Source organism: Blastococcus sp. SYSU DS1021 (assembly GCF_054050995.1).
The window spans coordinates 105,696-132,197 of record NZ_JBJHAL010000007.1 but is presented as its reverse complement, the minus strand read 5'-3'; the positions used below and the strand labels follow the sequence as shown (position 1 = coordinate 132,197).

The following is a 26,502-nucleotide window of genomic DNA, read 5'->3' as shown; positions in this document are numbered from 1 at the left end:
GGCGCGGCCACGTGGGACGCGTCGGGGTCGATCACGAGCCGGCGCCGGACGAGAGCGGCGCCACGCCGGTCCGGACTGCGAGCCGGGGCGCACCCGGCGAGGATCGCGGGGTGACGACGAAGCCGACCACAGACGACTGGGGCATCGATGCGAGCTGGCTGGACGCGCTGGACGAGGAGCACCAGGTAGCCCAGGAGACGATCGAGCAGCTGCGCGCCGTCATCGGCGAGCCGCCGGCCGACCTGGAGGACCGGGCGCCGATCGTCGCCCGGCCCGGGGATGCGCTCGAGGTGGACGAGGCCGACGTCGTCTGCGAGGACGGCGAGGTCCGGCACATCGACGGCGAGCTGCCGGAGGACTTCCCGCTGGGCTACCACTGGCTGCAGTCCCCGGAGGGCCGCCGGCGCCGGCTGATCGTGTCGCCCGGACGCTGCTGGCTGCCCGAGGACCGCGCGTGGGGCTGGGCGGTGCAGCTGTACGCCGCCCGCGGCCGGGACAGCTGGGGCATCGGCGACCTCGGCGACCTGCGGGCCCTCCGGCAGATGGCCGACGAGCAGGGGGCAGGGTTCCTGCTGATCAACCCGCTGCACGCCGTCGCCCCCATCGCGCAGCAGGAGGCCAGCCCCTACCTGCCGGCCACCCGCCGGTTCCGCAACCCGATCTACCTGCGGGTGGACGAGGTGCCCGGGGCCGACGCGGTCGACCTCGAGGCCGACGCCGGCCGCGCGCTGTCCGAGGGGCCGCTGATCGACCGCGACGCGATCTGGGCGCGCAAGCGCGAGGTGCTCATGCGGATCTTCTTCGCCCACGGCGGCGGGGAGGCCTTCGCCCGCTGGCGGGAGGAGCGCGGGCGGACGCTGCAGGACTGGGCGACGTGGGCGGCGATCACCGAGGAGCACGGCGCCGACTGGCACGCCTGGCCCGAGGAGCTGCGGCGCCCGGACGGCCCGGCCGTCGCGGCCTACGCCGAGCGGCACGGCGCCGTCGTGGCCTTCCACGCCTGGCTGCAGTGGGCGCTGGAGCTGCAGTTCACCGCCGCCGCCGAGGGCATGACCGTCATCCAGGACCTGCCGATCGGCTTCGCCGGCGGCGGCGCGGACGCATGGACGTGGCAGGAGGTGCTGGCCGACGGGGTCAGCGTCGGCGCGCCGCCGGACGCGTTCAACTCGGCCGGCCAGGACTGGGGCTCCCCGCCGCTGATCCCCTGGCGGCTCCGCGACGCCGACTACGAACCGTTCATCCAGTCGATCCGGGCCACCATGGCCGGTGCCGGTGGCCTGCGGATCGACCACGTCATGGGCCTGTTCCGGCTGTGGTGGGTGCCGGCCGACGGGAGCGCGGCGGACGGCGCCTACGTCCGCTATCCGGCCGAGGACCTGCTGAACATCGTCGCCCTCGAGAGCCACCGCGCCCAGGCGCTGGTGGTGGGTGAGGACCTCGGCACCGTCGAGGACGGGGTCCGCGAGGCGATGGCCGAGCACGGGGTGCTGTCCTACCGGCTGCTGTGGTTCGAGGACGACGCCCCCGCGGAATGGCCGGCCGAGGCCATGGCGGCGATCACCACCCACGACCTGCCCACCGTGGCGGGGCTGTGGACCGAGGCCGACGTCGACGAGCAGCGGGAGCACGGCACGGGCACCGAGGAGGAGCTGGAGCGCGGCCGGCAGTCGCTGCTGGCGCACCTCCCGGGGCTCTCCGACGACGCCACGGTCGAGCAGGCGGTGGAGCAGGCGCACGCACTGCTGGCGACGGCGCCGTCGTTGCTGCTGTCCTCGACGCTGGACGACGCCGTCGGGGAGCAGCGCCGGCCGAACATGCCCGGCGCCGACGACCGTCCCAACTGGTCGCTGCCGCTGCCCGTGCTCGTCGAGGACCTGCCGGGCCACCCCCTGCTGCAGACGGTCGCCCGGACCCTGCGAGCCGGTGTGGCGCCCGCCCACGCGGACTGAGCCACCAGGCCCGGGGCACCGACAGCCGGAGGCCGGCCCCTCATGGGGGCCGGCCTCCAGCCGTCGTGCAGGAACGGGGCCGGCCGACCTCGGCGGCCGGCCGGCCCCGGGCTCAGCCGCCGGCGCGGCTGCGGACCAGCTCGGTCACCTCGACCTGCACCGTGGCGGTCACGCCCGACCTGGGGGCCGTCGCGACGATCTCGCCCGCACCGGCCGGAACCCGCTGCGGGATGCGCACCAGCGCCGCGCCCGCCCCGTCGGCGTCGGTCCGCAGGGCGCCCAGGCGGGCACCACCCAGGGACAGGACGACCCGCTCGTGCGCCGCGAAGCCGGTGATCGACACCGTGACCCGGTCACGTGCGGTGACGGTGGTGTCCGACACGGTCACCTCTGCGGCGGGCGCACCCGGCTCCTCCGCCTCACCGAGGCTGACCCGGCCGGTGTAGTCCTCCGGGCTCAGCGGCGAGTTGTCCTCCAGGTACGCCTGGAAGGAGTCGAAGTCGATCAGACCCGTCCCCTCCGTGACGCCCTCGGCGAAGACGGTGAAGTTGTCACCGCCGGAGGCCAGGAAGCTGTTCGTCGCCACCCGGTAGGTCGCGCCGAGGTCGATCGGCTCACCGGAGATGTGGATGCTGTCGACGATGATCCGCGCACCAGCGGGCGCCTCCGGGTCGTAGGACCAGGTGAGCTCCTCCGACGTGCCCAGCGCCAGGAACGGCCGGGAGGCACCGGCGGGCTGCCACTGCTGCTCGAGTACCTGCACCAGCTGGGCACCGGTCAGCGAGACGACGACCAGGTCGTTGGCGAACGGCGTGACCGCGTTGGCCTCGGCCAGGGTGATCTCACCGTCCTCCTCGTACAGCAGGTCGGCCCGCAGGCCACCCGGGTTCACCAGGCCGAGGTCGGCCGGCTCGATCGCGCTGAGCTCGGTCCCGTAGACGTAGGTATCGGCCACCAGCCCGCCGAGGGCCGAGTACGACCCGCGGTCCTCGGTCCCGTCGTCGGTGAAGGCCCGGGTGATGTCGCCCGTCACCTGCCCGACCACCTGGCTACCCACCTCGTCGGCGTATGCCTCCGCCGCCGCCACGATCTCGGCGACCTCGGCGACGCTCGGGTACGCGGCGACGAGCTCCTCGGCCGGCCGCTCGGTGAGCGGCAGGTTCTCGACCGTGAAGGCGGTGACCTCGTCGGTCGACTCCTCGTAGGTCAGCGCGATGCGCCCGAGCGCGTCCCCGTAGGACCCGGTCTGGATCACCGGTCGGGTGCCCTCGCCGCCGGGGACCGGCGCCTCCCACGCGTAGCTCTGGTGGGTGTGACCGGTGAAGATCGCGTCCACCTCGTCGTCGACGCCGGTGACGATCGCGGCGAACGCGGTGTCGGCGGCGAGCTGCTCCTCCAGGGAGTCGCTGCCCGGAGCGCCCTCGTGGGCCACCAGGACGAGCACGTCCGCCTCGTCCCCGGACCCGTCGGTGAGCTCCTCGACGACGCGGTTGGTCGCCTCGACCGGGTCACCGAAGGTGATGCCCTCGATACCCGCCGGCGAGACCAGCGAGCGGGTCTCCTCGGTGACGACACCGATCACACCGACCGTCACGCCGTCGGCGTCGAGCAGCGCGTACTCCGGCAGCGCCGGGGCCCCGTCCTCGCCGTAGACGTTGGCGCCGAGGTAGGGGAAGCCGGCCAGGCCGCTCTCCCCGTCGACGCCGACCCGGCCGGTCAGGTCGTCGAACCCGCGGTCGAACTCGTGGTTGCCGACCGCCGAGGCCTGCAGCCCCATCTCGTTCAGCACCTCGAGGGTCGGCACGTCCTGCTGGACGGAGGAGACGAACGGCGAGGCGCCGACGTTGTCACCGGAGGACAGCAGCAGCGTCGCGTCGACGTCCTCCCGGGCCCGCTGCTCCTCGATCGTGCCCGCGAGAGCGACCGCCTCGCCCAGCCGGCCGTGGAAGTCGTTGATCCCCAGCAGCTGCAGCTCCGTGACGCCGTCCTCGTCGCCACCCCCGGCGGTCTGCCCCGGGTAGGAAATCGGGAACAGCGACTGGTAGCCCTGCCCGTCCACGTTCTTGTAGACGCGGATCGTGGCGGTGCCCGCCGGCAGCTCGGCCAGCTGTGTGTTCACGGTGAAGTACGCCGCGGCGCCGGGAGCCACCGTCTGCGCCTCCGACTGGCCGTAGTCGGTGAGCAGCCGCGCCTGCACCGGCACGCTGTCGGTGTTCCGGAAGTGACCGGCGATGTAGGCGACCTGGTCCTGCGGGTGCACCCAGCTGTTGCCACTGGCCTCCCCGGTCGGGTCGCCGACCCCCGGTCCGGGCTCGCCCGGACCGCCCAGGTCGAGCCCGACCAGGATCGGGTCGTGGTCGCTGGACCGGAACTCGTCCGCCGCGTAGAGCGCAGGCGCGCCGTCGTACTGGTAGGCGAACGACTCCACCGAGTTGATGTTCCAGTGAGCGACGTCGGTCACCTTGGCCGTCAGGCTGTCGGTGGCCATGGCGTGGTCCAGCGAGCCGGACATGTCGTCGAAGACGTAGCTGTAGCGGCCCTCGTCGAACTGGGTGCCCAGGTCGGTCAGCCCGGCCTCCCGGAGCACCTGGATCGGGTCCTCCTGGGAGTAGGCGTTGAGGTCACCGAGCACCATCACGTCGTCGTCGCCGGTGGTCTCCCGCAGGCTCTCGACGAAGCCGGCCAGCGCCTCCGCCTGGCCGATGCGGTCCGGGTTCGAGGCACCCTGCCCGTCGCCCTGGTCCGCATTGGCCCCCTCCCCGCTGCCCTTGGACTTGAAGTGGTTGGCGATGACGGTGAACGCGTCGCCCTCGGCCTCGAACGTCTGCGCGAGGGGCTCGCGGGCGTTGTCGAAGTTCTCCTCGTCGACCAGCCCGACCGGCTCGCCCACCGGCGACACGGAGGCGGGCTGGTAGATGATCGCGTTGCGGATGACGTCGCGATCGACGGCCAGGAGCTCGTCCGGGAACGCCGTGAACGCCCACTTGTCGGTGCCGGCGTCCTCGTTCAGCCGGGACACCAGGTCGGCGACCGCCTGGTCCGGCGTGCCGTCGCCGTAGCCGGTGGAGGCGGTGTCCTCGATCTCCATGAGGGCCAGGACGTCCGCGTCCATCTCGTTGATGGCGGCGACGATCTTGGCGGCCTGCAGCTCGAAGGCCTCGGCGGTCTCGGCGCCGCGAGCGGTGCTGCTGTCGCCGAAGGTCAGGAAGTAGTTCAGCACGTTGAAGGCGCCGACCTGGATGTCACCGCCGACCTCGTCGGGCGACTCCGGCCGGGTGTTCTGCGGGGCGAAGACCCCTTCGGCCGTTCCGTCGGCCGGGAACAGCCGCCAGTAGTCGAAGCCGTAGCCCAGGACCAGCGGCTCGGTGAACTGGACCGGGTCGCCCACCCGCACGGGGGTCTCCGGCGTCAGGTAGGGCGCCGTCTCGGGCGTGACCCGCCCGCCGACGGCGTCGTCGAGCACGATGCGGCGCAGCGCGTTCTCCTCGGCGATCGCCTCGGCCGCCTCACCGGGGCGCGCGAGCTCCGTCGGCTGCACCAGCAGACCGCCCTCGGACAGGGTCAGGTCACCGAAGCGGGTGAGGTCGTAGACCTCGCTGACCGTGAGCTGGTCGACCGGCTCGACGAGCATCCCCTCGAGGCGCTCGCGGGCGGCCTCGTCGGCGGGCAGGTCGAGCGGCGCCGCCGGCGGCAGGTCCGCGGCGGTCCCCTCGGCACACACCTCGGCGGTGTTGCCGTCGCCGATCTGGGTCTGCGCGAAGTACTCCTCCGCCGGGCCGGTCACGGCGACGGTGTCGCCGAGGTCGACCTCCAGCGGGCTGAACACGAAGATGCCGTCGGACGTGGCGTCGTCCCCGTCCCCGTCGGCGTCCTGCAGGAAGAAGCCGGACATGCCCGGCAGGTCGCCGACGACGACGCCCCGCACGGTGACCTGCTGGCCGGCGAGCGGGGTGGCGTCCCCCTCGCCCTGCACGGCGCCGATCTCGTGCGTGGGCGTGACCCCGCAGGCGTCGCCAGGCTCCTCGGGCTCCTCCGGCCCGGCACCGTTGACGACCCCGCGGGTGGACGGGGACGGGCCCGTCCACTCGTCCGTGTCGAGGTTCCGGGAGAGCGACCACCCGGCCGGCGTGCTGCTGCCCTCCGCCACTCCGATGTCGCTGCTCACCATCCCGGCGGCCGGACCGGAGGTGGCGACGAAGCTCCCCTCGTAGGAGAGGAACTCGACGACGGTGCTCCCGTCGAGGAGGGCCAGGCCGTCCGGCGCGCCGTTCTGCAGCCCCGGCGCGTCGACGGCCACCACGGCGGGGGCGTCCGCGGGCGCGGTCACGTCCCCGAGGTCGATGGTCCCGTACGGGGCGCGGTCGTTGCCGTTGTAGAGCACGACCGAGAGGTCCGCGGAGCTCCCGCCGGGAGGCAGGTGGACCTCGACGAACTCGCCGGTGTCAGCGCCGTCGTTGTCGTAGTGGATCTCGGAGATGACGGGGGCCGTGGGCGCCGCGTGGGCGACGGCGGGCATGCCGACGACCGCGACGGACGCGGCGGCGGTACCGAGGCAGGCACGGCGGGCGATCGCACCGGCGGTGCGTCGCTGCGGTGGAGTGCCGGCTGGATCAGGCACGCAGGTTCCTTCCAGAGTGCGGGTGGACGCCGGAACCGTAGGAAGCGGTTGTGACCACTCGGTGACGAACGGGTGACGTCGGCGCCGACGCGATCGACCCCCCGGGCGCCGTAACTACCCGGCGTCATCGGAGATATGCGCACTGCAATGGGATGGGCGCCACGACCGAGGTCGCATACGCCCTCCGGGACAGGTCGGACCACCACCGGATCCGGTGACGCTCGCCACTCCCCACTGGCACGAACTGTTCACCCGGAATCGCCGGCACCACCCGGCGCGGCCCGTCGAACGTATGTTCGACCGACGTGCGAGACTGCTGCCATGGCCGGCGGCATGCACCCAGGCCGCTCCGGGCGTTCGCTCAGCGACCGGGCGGCCCGTTCCGGTGCACTGGCCCAGGGGGCCGCGGCACCTCGGCCCGCCCGTGCGGGCGCCCCCCGGCTGGACGGGCAGGCGGAGGCCGGCCGGCACTGCTGGGTGCACGACCCCCCGGAGGCGCCCGGCACGTGGCCCGGGCTGCTGGTGGAGTGGCAGCAGCGTGGCGGCGGCTGGCACGGCCGGGTGACCTACGCCGTTGCCGGTCCGCACGGGCCCGCACTGGTCGAGGCGTGGCTGCCGGCCGCCCGACTCGAGCCGCGGTGAGCTCCGTCCCGGTTAGCGGGCGCGGGTGGGGGCTATGGCTCCTGCCGACCGCATCCCGACAGACCGGAGGACGTCACGATGACCGATCCCCATGACCGCCCCACCCTCGACGACGTCATCACGCCGGAGGAGCACCCGACCCGGGACCGCACGCAACACGCGAAGGACCCGCACCCGGCCGACGAGGTGCTGGAGTACCGCACCGAGAAGGAGCGGCAGGCCGTCGGCTCCGACGACGCCGACCCCGCGGGCGCCGACGTCCACTCGGCCACCGACTGACCGAGCGGTCGGCCCGGCCGGCGACGCCGGCGCGGCTGCGCGCCGGCGACGTCGCCTGCTGGCTGCTCAAGAGCACCCGGCCGCCGGCGTCCGTCGACGCGGCCTGGCTGCCCGGTACCACCCGCGACCTGGCGCGCTGCGTGCGCCGGAGCTACCGCCTCGACCTCGTCGCGGCCGGGCAGCCGGTGGTCCTGTGGGTGAGCGGGCGCGCCGCGGCCGGCGTCCACGCCGTCGGCCGGGTCACCGCCCCGGTCCACGAGACCGCGGACGGGCCGGTGCTGCCGGTCCGCCTGCTCCGCCTCGACACGCCGGTGGACCGCGCCGGGCTGCGGGCCGATCCGGCCTTCGCGGACGCCGAGGTGCTGCGCATGCCCGCCGGCAGCAACCCGTCGTGGCTGTCGAGCGCGCAGCTGTCCGCCGTCCTCGACCGGGTTCCCCGCGACCAGCTGGGATCATGGCTGCCGTGACTGCCCACCGCCTCCGCTGGGGCGCCCTCGCGTGGGTGCTGACCCTGCAGTTCTTCCTGGCGGAGGCGGTGGCCCAGGCCCGCTACGCCGGGCCCTACTCCCGCACGGACGACGTGATCAGCGCCCTGGGCGCCGCCGACTCCGCCGGCCAGCAGCTGATGAACGCCTCGTTCGTCGTGCAGGCCGCCCTCATCCTGGGCGGGGCCCTGCTGCTGCTTCCCGCGCTGCGTGGCGGGGCCGCCCGTGCGATGGCCGTGCTGCTCGGCGCCTCCGCCGCCGGTGTGCTGCTCGTGGGCGTCTTCCCCACCGACGGCAACGGCACGCTGCACGCGCTCGGGGCGGTCCTGCACCTGGTCGGCGGCGCCCTCGGGCTGATCGCCCTGGCCTACGCCGTGCGCCCCCTGTCGGAGGCACTCGGCACGACCGTGGTGCTGCTGGGCATCCTGGCCACCGCCGCGACCGCCTTCTTCCTGACCGGTGTCACCCGGTACCTCGGGGAAGGGGGCGTCGAGCGCGCCGCGGCGTACCCGCTGCCGATCGCCCTGGCGCTCACCGGGCTGGGGCTGTGGTGGCTCGACCGGCGCGGCGACGTCGCGCCCGCGGAGTCGTCCCTGCACGCGGCACGGGCGCAGGAGCAGGCGCGGCGGGCGGAGCAGGCGCGGGCACGCGACGAGGCCCTGGAGGCCGCCGCCGGCCGCGACCGGCGGACCGGCGCGACGAGCGGCGCCGACGGGGAGACGTCCGGCGACGGGGAGGACGCCGACCCGGAGGACCCGTGGGCGCCTCCCCACCGGCGCGGCTGAGCGGGGGTTCAGCCGGCCGGCTCGAACCGGAGCACGTCGCCCACGGGGCGCCGTCCGCTCACCGCCGGGGTCGCGGCCCCGGGGACCGACGGCTGCGGGTACCCCAGCCGCAGCAGCATCTGGGGGTACCCGACGAGCGACAGCCGTGACTGCATGCGCACGCGGGTCGCCGGCCGGTCCAGGGCCTGCGTCAGGGGTGAGGCGACCAGGCCGGCCGCGGTCACCCGGAGCAGCAGGCGCCCCAGGGCCCGCCCCGAGCGCAACCAGTCGGCTCGGTCGTCGCCGTCGGTGCCCACGAGCACGACGGCCGGCCGCTCGACCTCCGGTGGCGGGGCCGCGGGGTCCCCGGCGGCCCGGAACGGGTGGTGCTCGCGGTGTCCGGCCACGAAGTCCCGGATCAGCCAGTTCGATGCCCGCTCGGAAGGATCACCGCTGGGCACCGCGCCCAGCGGCACCCCGTCCTCGGCGGCCGGGTCGGTGCGCAGCCAGGTCCTGCTCCTCCACCACGAACCCTCCCGGCCGGTCTCCACGGAGGACCACCGGCGGTGGCCCCGGTGCGTGCCTACCCCATGGCCGCAGCCGTCCGCACACCCGGTCGTCGATCGGTCCGCCTACCGCTGACCGGCCGCTCCGGCCGGTGCCGGCGGAGCGCCGGCCGCGGGGACCAGCGCGGGCCGGGTCCGCCGCCGGGACACCGCCACGCCGGCCAGGCACACCGCACCGCCGGCCACCGCCAGCAGCGGGGGCGCCTCCCCCAGCAGCAGCCAGCTGAGCAGGACGACCAGCGGGGGCACCAGGTACGTGGTGACCCCGAGGCGACCGGCGTCCATCCGCGACAGCGCGTAGGCCCAGGTGCTGAAGGCCAGCGCCGTCGGGACGACACCGAGGTACACCATCCCGGCGACCGAGCCCGCGGGCGCGCGGCCGACATCGGTCACCAGGGCGCCGGCCCAGGGCAGGCAGGCGACCGCGCCGATCGCGCACGCCGTGAACGTGACCTGCAGCCCGGGCAGCCGCCGCAGCAGCGGCTTCTGGGCCACCACGCCCACCGCGTAGGTGACCGCCGCGACCACGCACAGCGCGACGCCGACCAGATCGGCGTCCGCGCCGCGGGTCCCGACGCCGATCAGCACCACGCCACCGAAGGCGACGGTGATGCCGACGACCAGCCAGCGCGGGAAGCCCTCCCCGAGCCAGAAGCCGGCGAGCACGGCGATGAGGATCGGCCCGATGTTGACCAGCATCGCCGTCGTGCCAGCGTCCAGGTGCCGCTCCGCGGCGTTCAGCGCCAGGTTGTAGACGGCGAACCAGCCGATCCCGCAGACGGCCAGCAACCGCCACTCACCGGGCGTGGGGCGCACCCAGCCGCGGCGGGCGACGAGCAGGCCCAGCACGATCCCGCCGATCAGCAGCCGGCCGAGGGCCAGCGCGCCGGGCGACAGGTCCTGGCCGACCCCGCGGATGCCCACGAAGGCCGATGCCCAGGCGAGCACGGTGACGACGACGGCGAGCAGCGTTCGCCCGTCCGGAGCAGCGGGAGTGGTCACGTCCGCAGAACCTAGGGCCGGCTGCCGACCCGATCCGGCGGTTTCCGGCCGCGGCACGTGACTGGCACCCGGCCGCCGGGAACTGGCAGGAACGCTGCGGTCCTCAGCCCCGCAAGTGCTCGGCCCACGTGCGCCGGCCACGCGCACCGCGGGTGGGCAGCGCCGCGCCGTCGCGCAGCGCCGTGCCGAGCCGGCCCGGAACGGGGGTCGCGATGACCCGCGCCCCCGGAGCGCGCACCTCTGCCCAGGTCCGCGCGAGGTCGGCCACCGAGTGCTCCTCGGGTCCGCCGAGCTCCACCACGCCGCCGGACGGCGGGGCGCTCACGCGCTCCACCAGGTGCGCCGCGGCGTCGGTGACGTCCACCGGCTGCACCCGCCAGCCCATGGGCACCGGCAGCAGCGGCCCGCGGCGCGCCGTGCCCAGCAGTTCGTCGACGAAGCCGTGGAACTGGGTGATGCGGACCAGCGTGACCGGCAGGCCCGAGGCCAGCAGCACCTGTTCGGCGGCGTACTTGGCCCGGTAGTAGCTCAGGGGAACCCGGTCCACCCCGACGATGGAGACGTACACGAGGTGCGGCGGCCGGGACCGGTCGACCGCCTCGACCAGCCGTCGGGTGCCGGCGACGTCGACCTCCCAGGGGTCGCCCCGGGGGGCGCTCGCCGCGTGCACCACCACCTCCGCCCGCGCCACCGCGTGCGCCAGGTCCCGCCCGGTGGCGAGGTCACCCCGCACCCCTCCCGGGCCGGCGCCCCGGCGCGACATCTGCCGCACCTGGTGCCCGGCGTCCCGCAGCTGCGGCACCAGGTGCCGCCCCAGGCGGCCCGTGCCGCCGGTGACCAGTACGTCCACGGGTGCAGTCTCCCCGGAGGCGCCACGTCTGCGCACGGGGCGGCCGACATCTCAGATACGAGATATCGTGTCCCGGTGACGCTCACCGACCTGCCTGCCGACGAAGCCATGCGGCGCATCGGGGCGCTCGTCCGCGATGCCCGCCGCCACCGGGGCCTCACCCAGCAACAGCTGGCCGAACGGCTCGGCACCAGCCAGAGCGCGGTCGCCCGCATCGAGCAGGGCAGCCAGAACCTCACGCTGGAGTTCCTGGGCCGCCTCTCCGCCGCGCTCGACAGCGAGCTCATCCGGCTGGGTCCCGCCGGGCCGGCACACCTGCGGGTGACCGGTGGGCGCCTCCTCCGCGGCCGGGTGGCGGTGAAGTCCTCCAAGAACGCCGCCGTCGCCCTGCTCTGCGCGGCGCTGCTGAACCGGGGCCGCACGACCCTGCGCAACGTGTCCCGCATCGTGGAGGTCGAGCGCATCCTCGACGTGCTGCGGTCCATCGGCGTCTCCGCGACCTGGGACGAGCACGGGCACGACCTCACCCTCGTCGTCCCCGACGAGCTCGACCTCGACGGCATCGACGCCGACGCGGCCCGGCGGACCCGCAGCATCATCATGTTCCTGGGCCCGCTGCTGCACCGGGCCGGCGCGTTCCGGCTGCCCTACGCCGGCGGCTGCGACCTGGGGACGCGGACCGTGCAGCCGCACATGATCGCCCTCCGGCCGTTCGGGCTGGCCGTCGAGGCGCACGCCGGTGAGTACCAGGCCACGGTGGAGGGACCGGCCGCCGCGGATCGGACGATCGTGCTCACCGAGCGGGGGGACACCGTCACCGAGAACGCGCTCCTGGCCGCGGCCCGCACCGACGGCACCACCACCATCCGCAACGCGAGCTCCAACTACATGGTCCAGGACCTGTGCCTGTACCTGCAGCTGCTCGGCGTCGAGGTGACGGGCCTGGGGACGACGACGCTGGTGGTGCGCGGACGCCCCGTGCTCGACGCCGACGTCGACTACACGATCAGCGAGGACCCGGTGGAGGCGATGAGCCTGCTGACCGCCGGGATCGTCACGGGCTCGGAGCTGACCGTCACCCGGGCCCCGGTGGACTTCCTCGAGGTGGAGCTCGCGGTGCTCGCCGAGATGGGGCTGCGCTACGAGCTCTCCGCCGAGTACCTCGCCGACAACGGGCACACCCGGCTGGCCGACATCACCATCCACCCGTCGGAGCTGCGGGCGCCGCTGGACAAGGTGCACCCGATGCCGTTCCCGGGGCTCAACATCGACAACCTGCCGTTCTTCGCGGTGATCGCCGCCCAGGCGCAGGGGTCGACGCTGATCCACGACTGGGTCTACGACAACCGGGCGATCCACCTCTCCGACCTCACCCGGCTCGGCGCCGACGTCCGCCTGCTGGACCCGCACCGGGTGCTGGTCACCGGCCCGACCCGCTGGCGGGCCGCGGAGGTCGTCTGCCCGCCCGCGCTGCGCCCGGCGGTCTGCATACTGCTGGCGATGCTGGCGGCCAAGGGCACGTCGGTGCTGCGCAACGTCGACATCATCGCCCGCGGGTACGAGCAGCTCTACGAGCGGCTGGTCGAGATGGGCGCCGACATCGAGGTCTTCCGCGACTAACGGCCCCGTCCAGGGCACCGCCGCGAGCCTGCGAGCGGTGGGGAGGACGGGGTCCTTTCTCACCTCTCCTGGTCGGTGGGGCGGACGAGCACCTCGTTGACCGCGACGTGCGGCGGCTGGGTCACCAGGTAGAGGACGGCGCGGGCGATGTCCTCGGCGTGCAGCGCCCGCATGCTCGAGTACATCTGCACCGAGGCGGCCTTCGCCGCGGGCTGGGTGATGTGGTCGGTGAGCTCGGTGCTGACCGCGCCGGGCTCGACCAGGCCGATCCGCACCCCGCGGCCGGTGACCTCCTGGCGCAGCGACTCGCTGAAGGCGTTCACCGCCCACTTGCTGGCGTTGTACACCCCGGCGCCCTTGCGGGCCTGCCGCCCGGCGACGCTGGAGATGTTCACGATGTCGCCCGACCCCTGCTCGAGCATCCCGTCGAGGGCCGCGTGGGTCATGTAGAGCACGCCCATGACGTTGGTGTCGATCATCCGGCGCCAGTCCTCGGTGTCCGCCCCGGCGATCGTGCCCAGGAGCATGACGCCGGCGTTGTTCACCAGGACGTCGAGGCCGCCCAGTTCCGACCGGGTGCGCGCGACGGCATCGGCGCACGCCCGCTCGTCGGTGACGTCCAGGGCCAGCGGCAGCACCGCCGTCCCGCCGTCGCGCAGCCGACCGGCGAGCGTCTCGACCCGGTCGCTCCGCCGCGCTCCGAGGGCGACGGCAGCCCCGGCCCCGGCCAGGGCGACCGCCGTGGCCTCGCCGATCCCCGAGGACGCGCCCGTCACGAGGGCCACCGTGCCGGCGAGGGGGCGATCGACCTGGGTCATGCGGACATCCTTCCCACGCAGCACCCGGCGGCGCACGTCGGCCGCGCAGCGCGGTTCTCAGAGGAGGGCGTCGAACCCGTCGTCGAGCGGGCCGAGGCCGCCGTCCAGCGGCGGGCGCGCCGGCTGGTCCAGGCCGCGCATGCGGGCGGCGTGCAGCGCCAGCAGGAGGTTCAGCCGCAGCGTCGGGTCGGTGGTGAACGGCCCGAGCATCCGTTCCAGCTTCCCGATCCGGTAGCGCATCGTGTTGTAGTGGAAGTGCAGCCGCCGGGCGGACTCCGCGACGTTCAGGTTCGTCTCCAGCAGCACCCGCAGGGTCTCCCGGAGGTCGGCGGCATCGGCGTCGACGGCGTCGGCCAGCGGGCCGAGCACCTCGTCGACGTAGGAACGCAGCTCGGTGCTGTCGGGGATCAGCGACAGCAGCCGGAACACCCCGAGCTGGTCGAAGTGGACGACCGACGACGCGCCGTGGATCTCCTGCCCGACACCGAGCGCGCGCTGCGCCTGCCGGTGCACCTCGGCCAGCTCCGAGAGCGATCCGGCCGGCCGGCCGATGCCGGTGCCCAGCAACCGGCCCACCCGGCGCAGCCGCCCGTTGACCCGAGAGGTCACGGCGGAGACCAGGGCCGACAGCTCCTCCGGCGTGCGCCCGTCCAGGGGCAGCAGCGTCACGATCTCCGTGGCCAGCCCCGCGACGGCCGCGCCGGCCACCTCCGACTCCAACGCGGCGCGCCAGCCGTCGGCCAGCCGGTCCAGGACGTCGAGGGCGCGGGTGGGGTCGGCCGCCGCGTCGGCCACGGTCTCGGTGGCGGTCACCAGCACCGCGACCGGTCCGTCCAGCCGCCAGCCGAACGAGCGGGTGTAGGCCAGCGTCCGCTCGGTGTGGCCCACCGCGCCCCCCACCAGCCGGCGGACCAGGTCCCCCTGGAAACGCAGCTCCACCGAGTGGACCGCCTGCAGCCGGATCACCGACAGCGCGGCGATGACCGCCGCCCGCTCCAGCACGCCGCCGGCGCCCAGCATCATCGCGCCGGTCCGGTGGACGGCGACGAGCCAGCCGTGCCGCTGGTCGCCCGCCATGATCGGCGCCACCGCGTACTCGCCGATCCCGCCGGGCAGCTCGTGGTGCCCGGGCACGAGCAGGATGCCGTCGGCGGGTGAGAGGTCCGCGTTCAGGTCGGCCGGCGTGACCACCGTCTGGTCCGCGCGGACCCCGGAGAGCCGCAGCGACGGCGCCATGGCGGCCAGCTCGTCGTCGGCGGCGGCGTCGAGGAGCCACAGCCAGTCGCTGATCTCGGCGACGTCGTCGGCGGGGCCGGCGCTGGTGACGACCTCCCGGTCCGGGCCGAGGCCCAGCACCGCGGCGCCCTCGAGCATCACGGCGAGGCGCTGGGTCACCTCGGCCAGGCCGCCACCGGTGAGCGCCACCTCGGTGAACTCGTCGTCCATGCGCGAGGACAGGGCGAGGGCCTGCCCCTGCTTGGCGACGACGGCGCCCAGCACGCCGGAGACGACCTCGTCGAGCCGTGCCGTCGGCGGCAGCGCGAGCACCGGGAGACCGCGGCGCTCCGACTCGGCCAGGACCTCGGCGGGCAGCGGCGGTGGCCCGTCGACGCGCCGGTAGGCCAGCGCCGCGGTGCCGGCGGCCTCGAGCCGCTCGACCAGCGCCCGGCAGCTGGCCGGGTCGGCGGGAGGGAGGCGGGCGCCGAGGACGACGAGCACGTCGGGGCCCGCGGCGGCCAGCGGCTCCGCAGGGTCGTCGACGACCATGTGGCGGATCACCCGGCCGAGCCCGGCCGAGCCGCTGGTCACGGTGCTCCCCGCGAGGACGGGGAGGTCCAGCGCCTCCTCCACGGTCAGGCCCATCCGCTGCTGCCAGCTCGCGCGCTCGCCGCGCCGCTCGGCCCGGGGCGACTCGTCGACCGACCAGTTGCGACGGAACGGGGTGGTTCCACTACCGCGAGTAGACGCCAGGAGTGACGAATCACTCTGTGTCACAAGGCATCCCCTTCCAGTCGTCGTCCAGGGTGCCACACGGCAGCGGCCTGTCAGGTGTCCCCGGACGCCGCCATCCATTCTTGGCGACATCCGCCATAAGAGGGCGTGCGACGCGCCGCTTAGGTTCGACCTCGTTCCACCTGCTCGCTGGATCGTAGGCGCTCCGTGCAGGGGCGTGTGCACCCTCCTCGCGGCCGGTGGACCGAGGGGCGGAGCGCCGATCCACCGGCCTCCGTCGTCCCGAGGGGTGGAGGGCGGCCCATGCGCGCGATCGACGACACCGAGGTCCGGAGCGGCTCGAGCGGACACCTCGCCGGGCGGGGTCGCGCCGGGGTCCCGACGATCCCCCTGCCCCGGGAGTCGGCGCGAGCCGCCCGCACCCTGCCGACGGCGGCGCCGTCGGCGGTGCCCGCCGCGGCGAGCACCGCCGTCGCGGACGTGCTGCGCGGCCCCGTCCGCCCGGCGCGCGTGCTGCTGAGCCTCCCCGCCGCCCTCTACGTGCAGGTGGCCGGTGAGCGCGGCCTCGGTGAGGTCGTCGGCGTCCTGACCAGCGATGCGGCCCGGCTGCCGCTGGGCTGCGTCCTCTTCCGCCCGAGCAACGGGCGCCCGCTGACCGGGCTCCCGGCGGGCGCCCCCGCCGAGGTGGGGGCCGGGCGGATCGTCGTCGGGGACCTCGCGGTCAGCGCGTCGGCCTGGTGGGACCCGCGGCCGCGGCTGCCCGGTGGACGGCCCGCGCTCCTGCCCGAGGGGGTCCGGCAGCTGCGCACCGCCCTCTACGGCGAGGGCGTCCCGCACAGCGCCTTCACCCTGCCCGGGCTGCCCACGGGGCCCGGTGGCCCGCTGGCCGCCCTGCGCGGCGCGGTGCGTCGCGCCGACCTCGAGGCCGCGCTGCGCACCGCCACCCGGCTCATCGGCCTCGGCCCCGGGCTGACGCCGGCCGGTGACGACGTCGTGGCCGGGACGATCGCGGGCCTGGTGCTCCTCGGGCACCCGGCGGCGGAGCGCTTCGCCGCGGGCGTGTGCTCGCTGGCCGGTGGCCGCACCACCGAGCTGTCCCGCGCGCTCCTGCGGCACGCGGCAGCGGGACAGGTCAGCGGTGAGTACGCCGCCGTGCTCCGCGGGCTGGTCGGCGAGCGCCCGCTCGGGCCGGCGATCGGCCGCCTGCTGGCCACCGGGGCCACCAGCGGCCGGGCCATGGCACTGGGTCTGTGCACCGCCATCGACCTGGTGGATCGCACCGCGCGCGTCCGCTGACCGGCGTCAGCCGAGCGGCGTCGCCGCCTCCCCCACCGGTACGGGCAGGACGGGACCCAGGGCGTCCCACTGCGCGATGCGGCAGCCGTCGACGCGGGACAGCTCCAGGTCGACCGGCGCGCCGTTCCAGCGCCCGGTGATGCGGGCCGTCTGCGGACCGCCGTACTGCTCGGTGCAGACCCGGTCGTCCGGCAGCGGCGCGAACGGCTCGGCCATGTCCTCGAGGTGGGCGCAGGCCTCCTCCGCCCGCGGGTGGGTGCCCTCCGCGACGCCGGCGCAGGTCAGCGTCCAGGTCTCCGGCGGCGTCCCGTCCCCGCGGTCGACCACGATCCGCAGGTCGTTCGCCGCCTGCGCGATGCCCGACGGGCCACCGCCGGTCGCGTCGCGCCCGTCACCGGTCGACGACGCGTCCCCGTCGCCCCGCCCCGTGGCGCAGGCGCCGAGCACGAGCGCGGAGACGAGGAGGGCGAGCAGCACCAGGCGTCGCATGCCGGTCCAGACGAGCGACGCCGCCCTCGGGTTCCACCGCAGCCGGCGCCCGGCTGCTCGCCAGGAGGCCCCGAGCGGCGGGTCCGTCAGATCCGGGAGGCGTGGATGCTGGTGACGAGGATCGCCCGGGCACCGAGCTCCCACAGCTCGTCCATCACCCGGTTGGTCTCGGTGCGGGCGATCATGGCCCGCACCGCCGACCAGCCCGGGGTCTGCAGCGGGCTGACCGTCGGCCCCTCGATGCCCGGGGTGACCGCGGTGGCGCGGTCGAGCAGCTCGTTGGGGCAGTCGTAGTCGAGCATCACGTACTGCCGCGCGACCAGCACGCCGCGGAGCCGACGGCGCAGCTGCGCCACCGCGGGGATCTCCTCGGACCCTTCACGGCGCACGAGGATGGCCTCGCTGCTGAGCACGGGCTCCCCGATGATGTGCAGCCCGGCGGCGCGCAGCGTCGTCCCGGTCTCCACCACGTCGCAGACCGCGTCCGCGACGCCCAGCCGGCAGGCGGTCTCCACCGCGCCGTCGAGCTTCACCACGTCGGCCTTGAGCCCCTGCTCGTCCAGGTAGCGCCGCAGGAGCACCGGGTAGGCGGTGGCGATCCGCTTGCCGGCCAGCTGCTCGACCTGCTGGATCGCCGACTCCACGGGGGTCGCGAACCGGAACGAGGAGCGGCCGAAGCCCAGCGGCATGTCCTCCACCGCGCTCGGGCCCTCACCATCGGCCGGGGCGGTCTCCAGCAGCATGTCCCGGCCCGTGATGCCCACGTCGAGCGTGCCGGCGGCCACGTACACCGCGATGTCGCGCGGGCGCAGGTAGAAGAACTCGGTGTCGCTGTCGGGGTCGTAGACGGCGAGGTCCTTGGTGCTGCGCCGCTGGCGGTAGCCGCTCTCGGCGAGCATCTCCGCCGCCGGCTCGCTCAGCACACCCTTGTTCGGCACGGCGACGCGCAGCACTTTCGATCTCCTGTGTCTCGGGGTGGATCAGAGGTGGGTGTAGACGTCGTCGAGCGTGAGGCCCCGCGCCAGCATGAGCACCTGCACCCGGTAGAGCAGCTGGCTGATCTCCTCGGCGGTGCGGTCGGCACCCTCGTGCTCGGCCGCCATCCAGGACTCGGCGGCCTCCTCCACGACCTTCTTGCCGGCTGCGTGCACGCCGTCCCGCACCGCGGCGACGGTGCCGGAGGCAGCATCTCCGGCGGCCACCTTGGCGGAGAGCTCGGCGAACAGGCTGTCGAAGGTCTTCACGACCGGGCCTCCTGACGGGCGGGGGTCGCGGAGAACCCGGTCTGCCGCTGCGGCGTCCGCAGCTCGCGGAGCACGAGCGCGGTCTGCAGCGCGGCGAGGGTGGCCTCCCAGCCCTTGTCCTCGGCCGAGCCGGGCAGGCCGGACCGGTCGCGGGCCTGCTGCTCGTCGTTGGTGGTGAGGACGCCGTTGCCCACCGGCTTGCCGGCGTCGAGGGCGACGCGGGTGAGCCCCGCGGTCACGGCATCGCAGACGTACTCGAAGTGGGGCGTCCCCCCGCGCACGACGACGCCGAGCGCGACGACGGCGTCGTGGCGCTCGGCCAGGGCCTGCGCCACGACGGGCAGCTCCACCGCGCCCGGCACGCGGACGACGGTCGGCGCGGGAACCCCGCAGGCCTCGGCGGCGGCGACGGCACGGTCCAGCAGCGTCCCGGTGATCTCGGCGTGCCACGTGGTGGCGACGATGCCCAGCGTCAGCCCGGCCGCGTCGACCGGGGTCGCCTGCGGCGCTCCGCTGCCGCTCATGCCGGCTGCTCGTCCTGGCCGAGGGGCACGTCGGTGCCCGGCACCGTCGTGGCGCCCGGGGCGTCGGCCGGACCGGACTCGGTCTCGGGCTCGATGATGTCGAGCAGGTGGCCCATCCGGTCGCGCTTGGTGCGCAGGTACCCGAGGTTCTCCGCGGTGACGTGGCTGGGCAGCGGCACCCGGCCGAGCACCCGCAGGCCGTAGCCCTCCAGGCCGGCGCGCTTCGCCGGGTTGTTGGTCAGCAACCGCATGGTGTGCACGCCCAGGTCGACGAGGATCTGCGCGCCGGTGCCGTAGTCGCGCGCGTCGGCGGGCAGCCCGAGGTCGAGGTTGGCGTCGACGGTGTCGACCCCCATGTCCTGCAGCTGGTAGGCCTGCAGCTTGTGCAGCAGGCCGATTCCCCGGCCCTCGTGCCCGCGGATGTAGAGCACGATGCCGCGGCCCTCCTGGGCGACGGCGGCGAGCGCGGCCTGCAGCTGGGGCCCGCAGTCGCAGCGCAGCGAGCCGAAGACGTCGCCGGTGAGGCACTCGGAGTGCACCCGCACCAGCACGTCCTCGCCGTCGCCGATGTCCCCGTAGACGAAGGCCACGTGCTCGCGCTCGTCGTAGGAGCTCGAGTAGCCGACGGCGGTGAACGTGCCGGGGGCCAGCGGCACGATCGCCTCGGCCACCCGCTCGACCAGCTTGTCGAACCGCTTGCGGTAGGCGATCAGGTCGGCGATCGAGATCATGCACAGGTCGTGCTCGTCGGCGAACAGCCGCAGCTCCTCGCTGCGGGCCATGCCGATCGGGTCCTTCTCGCTGACGATCTCGCAGAGCACGCCGGACGGGCGCAGCCCGGCCAGCAGCGCGAGGTCGACGGCGGCCTCGGTGTGCCCGGGGCGTCGCAGCACACCACCGTCGCGGGCCCGCAGCGGCACGACGTGGCCGGGCCGGGCGAGGTCGGCCGAGGTGGTCTCCGCGGCGGCGAGGGTGCGGATGGTGTGCGCGCGGTCGGCGGCGGAGATGCCGGTGGTGACGCCCTCCCGGGCGTCGACGGTGACCGTGTAGGCGGTACCGAGGCGGTCCTGGTTCACCCGGTGCATGGGCGGCAGGTCCAGCCGGTCGGCGTCGGCCTCGGTCACGGCCACGCAGATGTAGCCGGAGGTGTAGCGGACCATGAACGCCACCAGCTCCGGGGTGGCGAGCTCCGCGGCGAAGATGAGGTCGCCCTCGTTCTCGCGGTCCTCGTCGTCGACGACGACCACGGGCCGGCCGTCCTTGATGGCGGCGATGGCCGACTCGATGGAGTCCAGCCGGGTGCGGGGCTCGTTCATGCGCGGGCCCCCAGCAGACGTTCCACGTACTTGGCGATCACGTCGACCTCCAGGTTGACGGGCTCCCCCGGGGCGCGCGCGCCGAGCGTGGTCTCGCGGAGAGTGGTGGGGATGAGGCTGACCTCGAACCAGGGTTCGGCGTCGGTCGCTGCGCTGACCGCGCTGACGGTCAGCGAGACGCCGTCGACGGCGATGGAGCCCTTCTCGACGACGTAGCGGGCGAGCCCGGTGGGCAGGCCGATGCGCACGACCTCCCAGTGCTCCGCCGGCGTGCGGGACAGGATCTCGCCCACGCCGTCGACGTGGCCCTGCACGATGTGCCCGCCCAGGCGGGTGTGCGGCGCGACGGCGCGCTCCAGGTTGACCGGTGCGCCCTCGGCGACGGCGTCCAGGCTGCTTCGGCGCAGCGTCTCGGCCATCACGTCGGTGGTCCACACACCGGCGCCGTCCACGCCCGGCTGGACGCCGGTGACGGTGAGGCAGACGCCGTTGACGGCGATGGAGTCGCCCAGCGAGACGTCGGTCAGGACGGTGCGGGCGCGGATGCTGAGGACGGCGGAGTCGCCCTGGTCCTCGCGCCGGGCCAGGGTGCCCACCTCCTCGACGATGCCGGTGAACACCTCAGCTCCCTCCGTCCGTGCCGGTCCCGCCGGTGCGGGTGCCGCCCTCAGTGTGCCCGGTGGGGTGCAGCCGGATCTGCACGTCCCCACCCAACGGGAGGACGTCGGCGACCGAGTAGGACAGCGCCGCGCCGATCCCGGTGATTCCCAGGTCGCCGACGAGCGAGGGACCGGCGCCCAGCAGCTTCGGCGCGAGGTGCACGACGGCCTCGTCGACCAGGCCCGCCCGCAGGAACGCGGCAGCGAGCGTCGGGCCGCCCTCGAGCAGCACCCGGCGGACGTCGCGGGCGAACAGCTCGGCGAGCAGCTCGGCCGGGCTCCCGGCGCGACTGACCAGCGTGGGCGCGGCGTCGTCGAGCACCCGGGCAGAGGCCGGCAGCCGGTCCCGGCGGTCGACGACCACCCGGAGCGGTTGCCGGTCGGCGTCCCGGCCGTCCTCGTCGCGCACGGTGAGCTGCGGGTCGTCGGTGAGGGCGGTGCCGGAACCGACGACGACGGCGTCGCAGCCGGCCCGCAGCCGGTGCACCTCGGCCCGCGCCTCGGGCCCGGTGATCCAGCGGCTGCTGCCGTCGGCCGCGGCGACGCGACCGTCCAGCGTGGCCGCCACCTTCCAGATCACGTACGGCCGCTGTTCGCGGACCCCGGTCAGCCACCCGGCGAGCGCCCCGCGCTCGGCCGCGTCCCGCTCGACACCGACGACCACCTCGACCCCGGCGGCGCGCAGCCGTTCCGCGCCCCCACCGGCCAGCTCGGTCGGCTCGGGCACGGCGACGACGACCCGCGCGATGCCGGCGGCCAGCAGCGCATCGGCGCACGGACCGGTGCGCCCGGTGTGCGCGCACGGCTCCAGCGTGACGACGGCGGTGCCGCCGCGGGCCCGCTCACCGGCCTGGGCCAGGGCGCGCACCTCGGCGTGCGGACCGCCGGGCGGGGCGGTGGCCCCCTCCCCCACGACGCTGCCGTCGGCGGCCAGGACCACCGCGCCCACCGCGGGGTTGGGGCTCGTCGTGCCGAGGACCGCGACGCCGAGCTCCCGGGCGCGGGCCATCCCGCGCAGTTCGGCCAGGGAGGCGCTCACCCGGGCATCGCCGCGGCGGCCTGCGCGCGCAGCGCGGCGATCGCCTTCCCGGGGTCGTCGGCGCCGTAGACCGCCGACCCGGCGACGAACATGTCCACCCCTGCCTCGGCGGCCTGCTCGATGGTGTCGGCGTTGATGCCGCCGTCGATCTCCACGAGGAGGGTCAGCTCGCCGGCGTCCACGAGCTCCCGGGCCCGCCGCACCTTGGGCAGCACGTCGGCGATGAACGACTGCCCGCCGAAGCCGGGCTCCACGCTCATGACCAGCAGGGTGTCGAAGTCGGCGAGGACGTCGAGGTAGTCCTCCAGGGGCGTGCCCGGCTTGATCGCCAGCCCGGCCAGCGCGCCCGCGGCGCGCAGGTCCCGGGCCACCGCCCGCGGATCGGTGCAGGCCTCCGCGTGCACGGTGACGTTGCGCGCCCCGGCCTCGGCGTACCCCGGCGCCCAGCGCTCGGGGTGCTCAATCATGAGGTGGCAGTCCAGGGGCACGGGGCTGACCCGCTCGATCGCCTGGACGACCGGGAGCCCCAGGGTCAGGTTCGGCACGAAGTGCGCGTCCATGACGTCGACGTGCAGCCAGTCCGCGTCGGCCACGCGCGCCACCTCGTCGGCCAGGCGGGCGAAGTCCGCGGACAGCAGGCTGGGCGCGATCAACGGTTGCCGGGGCACGTCCGCCGAGTCTAGGTGGCGGCCACGTGCCGGAACCCGATCCCTCCGCCGGTCGTCAGCCACGTAGGGGCGCGAACGCCGTGGCCCGCTTGCACGGGAGGAGCACCATGCCGACACCCGCCCTCGTCGTCCTCGTCCTCGTCGTCTGGATAGCCGTGGGTTGTGGTGCCGCCCTCTTCCTCGGCCGCCGGGGTTACCGCGATCCCCAGTGGTACTTCCTCGGCGCCGTCCTCGGGCCGCTGTTCGTGCCGGTGGCGATCGAGCGCGGGCGGCGCGAGCACCGGGTGGTCGAGCGGACACCGCTCGCGGACGCCGAGTCCGCGCGGGCCGACGGCGCGGTGACGGTCGTCGTGGGCGTCGACGGGTCCGCGGAGTCCGACCGGTCGCTGCGGGACGCGGCACAGCTCTTCTCCGGCGACGGCACCCGGGTGGTGCTCGTGATGGCGGTCGACCCCGACGTCGTCGAGTTCGCCGACCGCACCGAGCGGGACCGGTGCCGCGGCCTGCTGGAGGAGCGGACCACCTGGTTCTCCGGGGCCAGGCCGGTCGTCGAGCTGGTGAGCGGCCGGCCGGGCTCGGCGCTGCTGGAGGTGGCCGGCCAGGAGGACGCCGACGTCGTCGTCGTGGGCCGGCGGGGCCGCGGCCTGTCCCACCGCATGCTCGGCAGCGTCGCCGAGCACGTCACCCACCACTCCCCCGTGCCGGTGCTGCTCGCCGGCCCCGTCGCCGGTCGGTGATCGGGGCCCGTTGTCTAACCTGCGCCCATGACCGAGACCAGCCGGTCCGGCGCTTCCCCCGCGCGGACCTGGACCCTGACGGCCGAGGACGCCGCCGCGGCGGTGCGCGAGCGGGCCCGGCACGAGCTCCGCATGTTCGCGGCCTTCCTGCCGTCCTTCGCGGCCGGCTTCGCGCTGCTGCGGCTGGGGCCGGCGAGCTGGTCCACGGGCACGTGGACCGCCGTCGCCGCCTGCGCCGCGACCCTGGCGCTCCTGGGCTGGTGTCTTCTCGGGACCGAGCGGGGCCGCCGGCGGCAGGAGGAGCGCCTGCTGGCCGAGTACGCCGTCGTCCACCACAGGGACCCGGGGCCGGGCCGGCGAGCGCGCGCCGACCGCGTGGCGGACCGGATGGCGCGCCAGCGCATCTTCGCCCGGGTGGGCGTCCCGGTCATCATCGGCACCCAGGTGGTCCTGGCTGACTGGGACCAGCTCGCGACCACGGTCCCGGGCGCGATCCTGATGACGATCGCCGGCGTGGTCCTCCTGGCCGACAGCATCACGCAGGACAGGGCCGGACGTCGCTGGCTCGCCGACCCGCCCGGGCCTCCCCGCAGCTGACCGGCGCAGCCCCCCGCCACGTGTCCGTGGCACACAACCGGGTAGGGCCGGAGCCATGGCTTCCGACACCACCGCCCCCGAACGCTACGACGGCTTCGACCGCATGCCGATCGGCGGCACCTGGCGCGCCGGTCGCGCGGGGAAGACCGCCACCGACACCGATCCCTACAACGGCGAGACGCTGACCGAGATCCCGCTCGCGAACGCCGAGGACCTCGACGAGGCCTACGCGCGCGCCAAGGAAGCGCAGCGCGAGTGGGCCGCCCGGCTGCCCAGCGACCGCGCCGACGTGATGCGCCGTGCCGCGCGGATCATGGAGGCGCGCAAGGACGAGATCGTCGACTGGCACATCCGCGAGAGCGGGGCCGCTGCACCGGCCGCCGAGTTCGAGTTCGCGATCACGTTGCGGGACTTCCACGAGGCGTCGTCCTACCCGTACCGGATGGAGGGCCGGATCCTGCCGGCCGACATCGAGGGCAAGGAGAGCCGCGTCTACCGCCGCCCGGTGGGCGTGGTGGCCGTGATCAGCCCCTGGAACGTCCCGATGCACCTGTCCAACCGCTCGGTCGCGCCCGCCCTGGCGCTCGGGAACGCCGTCGTCCTCAAGCCGGCCGGTGACACGCCGGTGACCGGCGGCCTGCTGCTGGCCAAGGTCTACGAGGAGGCCGGGCTGCCACCGGGCCTGCTGTCGGTGGTCATCGGCGCCGGGCGCGACATCGGTGACGCGATCGTCAGCCACCCCACGCCGCGCGTCGTCTCCTTCACCGGGTCCACCCCGGTGGGCAAGGGCATCGCAGAGAAGGCCGGGCTGAAGAAGCTCTCGCTGGAGCTCGGCGGCAACGGCCCGCTGGTGGTGCTCGACGACGCCGACCTGGAGTACGCCGTCGACGCCGCCGTGTTCGGCAAGTTCTTCCACCAGGGTCAGGTGTGCATGATCACCAACCGGATCGTGGTGGACGCCGCGGTGCACGACGAGTTCGTCGACCGCTACGTGGAGCGGGTGCGCGGGCTCAAGGCCGGTGACCCCCGCGAGGGCGACACGGTGATCGGGCCGATCATCAACGGCAAGCAGCTCGAGGGCATCCAGGAGAAGGTCGCCCAGGCGCGCGAGGACGGCGCCGACCAGCTGCTCGGCGGCGACCCGACCGGGCCGATCGGCTCGGTGCTGCCGCCGCACGTGCTGCTGGGGACGAACGACGTCGCCACCGCCCGGCAGGAGGTCTTCGGCCCGGTCGCGACGATCATCCGCGCCCGCGACGAGGCCGACGCGCTGGCGATCGCCAACGACACCGAGTACGGGCTCTCCAGCGCCGTCTTCACCCGGGACACCCTGCGCGGCGTCAACTTCGCGCTGCAGGTCGAGGCGGGCATGACCCACGTCAACGACTCCCCGCTCAACGACGAGAACAACACCGCGTTCGGCGGCGAGAAGGACTCGGGGCTCGGCCGGTTCGGCGGTGAGTGGGCGATCGAGGAGTTCACCACCGACCACTGGATCAGCGTCCAGCACACCCGGCGGCAGTTCCCCTTCTGACGGTCGGCCGGGTGGCGACCGTGTGGCGGCCGCCCGGCCCGTCCCCGCCGCACACGATCGGGTGACCGTCGCGATGCCTGCCTGCCGCTCTTCCTAGGGTGGCGGCGATGCAGGCACTGCGCTGGCGACGTCGGCTCGCCGAACACCCGCCACCGCGCCCGGAGGACCTGTCGTGAGCACCGGTCCGGACGTCGACTGGTCCGCCGTCGAGCGCCGCGGGCGCCGTACCGACTGGCTGGCGCTGCCCCAGCTGGCGTTGCTCTTCGCCTGCCTCGTCACCCTCCAGGGACGGTGGGCGGTGTGGGAAGGCGCCGCGGCCTGGGTCGCCATCGGCGTCCTGACGGCCATCGTCGTGAGCGGCCATCTGGTGGTCCTGGCTGAGCCCACGACTGCGCGCCCGGTCGGCCGAGGCGCACCGGATCGGCCACGCCCTCCGGTACCGGGTGGATCCCGGCCCGGGGTTGCGCGAGCGCGCCGACGTCCAGGCGCGCTACCAGGCAGGCGTCGGCTGGCTGGTCTGGGTCCTCCCGGCGGGGCCGGCCGCCCTGCTGCCGGGTGCCCGTTGGGACCGGCCCGTCTCCACCGTGCCCGCCGCGCTCCTCGTCGCCGGCGGGGCCGTGGGCCTCACCGTGTGGTGGCGGCGCCGGGTCGCGTGGGCTCGGCGGTGGCTTGCCGACCCACCCGGTCCACCCCGTGAGGTACCGCCACCCGGTCGCGCCGAGCGCTGGTTCACCCGCCCCCGCACCGCGCTACTGGCGATGGCGGCGGTGCTGGTGATCGGTCTGCTGGCCGGTCTGGTGGCGGGGCTGACCGGCTGACCCTCGTGCAGCGTCGACCTGCGGGAATTGTCGTA

General features: G+C 74.8%; 25 protein-coding genes. 11 read left to right on the top strand and 14 right to left on the bottom strand.

What is annotated here, in order from left to right:
• The first annotated feature begins 110 nt into the window (after positions 1–110).
• Positions 111–1,949: a 4-alpha-glucanotransferase gene (gene malQ, locus ACI8AP_RS07450; protein WP_456588707.1), complete on the top strand. Its 1,839-nt coding sequence runs from the start codon at positions 111–113 to the stop codon at positions 1,947–1,949.
• A 112-nt stretch (positions 1,950–2,061) separates the two neighbouring features.
• On the opposite strand, the gene ACI8AP_RS07445 is transcribed toward malQ, so the two are convergent.
• A complete protein-coding gene (locus tag ACI8AP_RS07445; protein ID WP_456588706.1) occupies positions 2,062–6,567 on the bottom strand; it encodes an ExeM/NucH family extracellular endonuclease in 4,506 nt (1,501 codons plus the stop codon).
• A 321-nt stretch (positions 6,568–6,888) separates the two neighbouring features.
• Between ACI8AP_RS07445 and ACI8AP_RS07440 the strand changes: the two genes are divergently transcribed.
• The 4 genes from ACI8AP_RS07440 (at position 6,889) to ACI8AP_RS07425 (ending at position 8,758) form a co-directional block, all read left to right on the top strand.
• Complete coding sequence (locus tag ACI8AP_RS07440; protein WP_456588705.1) at positions 6,889–7,209, top strand: hypothetical protein; 321 nt, start codon at positions 6,889–6,891, stop codon at positions 7,207–7,209.
• A gap of 78 nt (positions 7,210–7,287) precedes the next feature.
• Positions 7,288–7,488 (top strand): hypothetical protein, encoded by a 201-nt coding sequence (locus tag ACI8AP_RS07435; protein ID WP_456588704.1) that lies wholly within the window; start codon positions 7,288–7,290, stop codon positions 7,486–7,488.
• Between the two features lie 140 nt (positions 7,489–7,628).
• Positions 7,629–7,955 carry a hypothetical protein gene (locus tag ACI8AP_RS07430; protein ID WP_456588703.1) on the top strand — a complete coding sequence of 109 codons (327 nt, stop codon included), beginning with the start codon at positions 7,629–7,631 and terminating at the stop codon, positions 7,953–7,955.
• Positions 7,943–8,758 (top strand): DUF998 domain-containing protein, encoded by an 816-nt coding sequence (locus ACI8AP_RS07425; protein WP_456588702.1) that lies wholly within the window; start codon positions 7,943–7,945, stop codon positions 8,756–8,758. Before ACI8AP_RS07430 ends, ACI8AP_RS07425 begins: the two co-directional genes overlap by 13 nt.
• Positions 8,759–8,766: 8 nt before the next feature.
• On the opposite strand, the gene ACI8AP_RS07420 is transcribed toward ACI8AP_RS07425, so the two are convergent.
• The 3 genes from ACI8AP_RS07420 to ACI8AP_RS07410 all read right to left on the bottom strand — a co-directional run bounded on the left by ACI8AP_RS07420 (position 8,767) and on the right by ACI8AP_RS07410 (position 11,155).
• Positions 8,767–9,288, bottom strand: coding sequence for a hypothetical protein (locus ACI8AP_RS07420; RefSeq protein ID WP_456588701.1), 522 nt, complete (start codon positions 9,286–9,288; stop codon positions 8,767–8,769).
• A gap of 81 nt (positions 9,289–9,369) precedes the next feature.
• Positions 9,370–10,305 carry a DMT family transporter gene (locus tag ACI8AP_RS07415; RefSeq protein WP_456588700.1) on the bottom strand — a complete coding sequence of 312 codons (936 nt, stop codon included), beginning with the start codon at positions 10,303–10,305 and terminating at the stop codon, positions 9,370–9,372.
• A 103-nt stretch (positions 10,306–10,408) separates the two neighbouring features.
• Positions 10,409–11,155 carry an SDR family oxidoreductase gene (locus tag ACI8AP_RS07410; protein ID WP_456588699.1) on the bottom strand — a complete coding sequence of 249 codons (747 nt, stop codon included), beginning with the start codon at positions 11,153–11,155 and terminating at the stop codon, positions 10,409–10,411.
• A gap of 75 nt (positions 11,156–11,230) precedes the next feature.
• Here ACI8AP_RS07410 and ACI8AP_RS07405 point away from each other — a divergent pair, with 75 nt between their 5' ends.
• Positions 11,231–12,775, top strand: coding sequence for a helix-turn-helix domain-containing protein (locus tag ACI8AP_RS07405; protein ID WP_456588698.1), 1,545 nt, complete (start codon positions 11,231–11,233; stop codon positions 12,773–12,775).
• 59 nt (positions 12,776–12,834) lie between these two features.
• Here ACI8AP_RS07405 and ACI8AP_RS07400 read toward each other — a convergent pair whose 3' ends face one another.
• Complete coding sequence (locus ACI8AP_RS07400) at positions 12,835–13,593, bottom strand: SDR family NAD(P)-dependent oxidoreductase (RefSeq protein ID WP_456588697.1); 759 nt, start codon at positions 13,591–13,593, stop codon at positions 12,835–12,837.
• A gap of 57 nt (positions 13,594–13,650) precedes the next feature.
• Positions 13,651–15,456, bottom strand: coding sequence for a PucR family transcriptional regulator (locus tag ACI8AP_RS07395; RefSeq protein WP_456588696.1), 1,806 nt, complete (start codon positions 15,454–15,456; stop codon positions 13,651–13,653).
• 393 nt (positions 15,457–15,849) lie between these two features.
• On the opposite strand from ACI8AP_RS07395, the gene ACI8AP_RS07390 reads away from it, so the two are divergent.
• Positions 15,850–16,842 (top strand): DUF2877 domain-containing protein, encoded by a 993-nt coding sequence (locus ACI8AP_RS07390; RefSeq protein WP_456588695.1) that lies wholly within the window; start codon positions 15,850–15,852, stop codon positions 16,840–16,842.
• A gap of 6 nt (positions 16,843–16,848) precedes the next feature.
• Here ACI8AP_RS07390 and ACI8AP_RS07385 read toward each other — a convergent pair whose 3' ends face one another.
• The 8 genes from ACI8AP_RS07385 to rpe all read right to left on the bottom strand — a co-directional run bounded on the left by ACI8AP_RS07385 (position 16,849) and on the right by rpe (position 22,781).
• Complete coding sequence (locus ACI8AP_RS07385; RefSeq protein WP_456588694.1) at positions 16,849–17,331, bottom strand: SSI family serine proteinase inhibitor; 483 nt, start codon at positions 17,329–17,331, stop codon at positions 16,849–16,851.
• A gap of 86 nt (positions 17,332–17,417) precedes the next feature.
• A complete protein-coding gene (gene hisG / locus ACI8AP_RS07380; RefSeq protein WP_456588693.1) occupies positions 17,418–18,284 on the bottom strand; it encodes an ATP phosphoribosyltransferase in 867 nt (288 codons plus the stop codon).
• 27 nt (positions 18,285–18,311) lie between these two features.
• Positions 18,312–18,575, bottom strand: coding sequence for a phosphoribosyl-ATP diphosphatase (locus ACI8AP_RS07375; RefSeq protein ID WP_456588692.1), 264 nt, complete (start codon positions 18,573–18,575; stop codon positions 18,312–18,314).
• A complete protein-coding gene (gene ribH, locus ACI8AP_RS07370; RefSeq protein WP_456588691.1) occupies positions 18,572–19,099 on the bottom strand; it encodes a 6,7-dimethyl-8-ribityllumazine synthase in 528 nt (175 codons plus the stop codon). Before ribH ends, ACI8AP_RS07375 begins: the two co-directional genes overlap by 4 nt.
• Complete coding sequence (locus tag ACI8AP_RS07365) at positions 19,096–20,415, bottom strand: bifunctional 3,4-dihydroxy-2-butanone-4-phosphate synthase/GTP cyclohydrolase II (protein WP_456588690.1); 1,320 nt, start codon at positions 20,413–20,415, stop codon at positions 19,096–19,098. The genes ribH and ACI8AP_RS07365 overlap by 4 nt, the downstream gene beginning before the upstream one ends.
• A complete protein-coding gene (locus ACI8AP_RS07360) occupies positions 20,412–21,035 on the bottom strand; it encodes a riboflavin synthase (RefSeq protein WP_456588689.1) in 624 nt (207 codons plus the stop codon). Before ACI8AP_RS07360 ends, ACI8AP_RS07365 begins: the two co-directional genes overlap by 4 nt.
• 1 nt (position 21,036) lies before the next feature.
• Complete coding sequence (gene ribD, locus ACI8AP_RS07355) at positions 21,037–22,113, bottom strand: bifunctional diaminohydroxyphosphoribosylaminopyrimidine deaminase/5-amino-6-(5-phosphoribosylamino)uracil reductase RibD (RefSeq protein WP_456588688.1); 1,077 nt, start codon at positions 22,111–22,113, stop codon at positions 21,037–21,039.
• Positions 22,110–22,781, bottom strand: coding sequence for a ribulose-phosphate 3-epimerase (gene rpe / locus ACI8AP_RS07350; RefSeq protein ID WP_456588687.1), 672 nt, complete (start codon positions 22,779–22,781; stop codon positions 22,110–22,112). Before rpe ends, ribD begins: the two co-directional genes overlap by 4 nt.
• Positions 22,782–22,888: 107 nt before the next feature.
• Between rpe and ACI8AP_RS07345 the strand changes: the two genes are divergently transcribed.
• From ACI8AP_RS07345 to ACI8AP_RS07330, 4 genes are all read left to right on the top strand, one after another.
• On the top strand, positions 22,889–23,518 hold the full coding sequence (locus ACI8AP_RS07345) for a universal stress protein (protein ID WP_456588686.1): 630 nt from the start codon (positions 22,889–22,891) through the stop codon (positions 23,516–23,518).
• A 27-nt stretch (positions 23,519–23,545) separates the two neighbouring features.
• On the top strand, positions 23,546–24,115 hold the full coding sequence (locus ACI8AP_RS07340) for a hypothetical protein (protein WP_456588685.1): 570 nt from the start codon (positions 23,546–23,548) through the stop codon (positions 24,113–24,115).
• A gap of 55 nt (positions 24,116–24,170) precedes the next feature.
• Positions 24,171–25,649: an aldehyde dehydrogenase family protein gene (locus ACI8AP_RS07335; RefSeq protein ID WP_456588684.1), complete on the top strand. Its 1,479-nt coding sequence runs from the start codon at positions 24,171–24,173 to the stop codon at positions 25,647–25,649.
• 443 nt (positions 25,650–26,092) lie between these two features.
• The gene (locus ACI8AP_RS07330; protein ID WP_456588683.1) at positions 26,093–26,467 is read left to right on the top strand and encodes a hypothetical protein; all 375 of its coding nucleotides are present in this window, start codon (positions 26,093–26,095) and stop codon (positions 26,465–26,467) included.
• Positions 26,468–26,502: the final 35 nt, after the last annotated feature.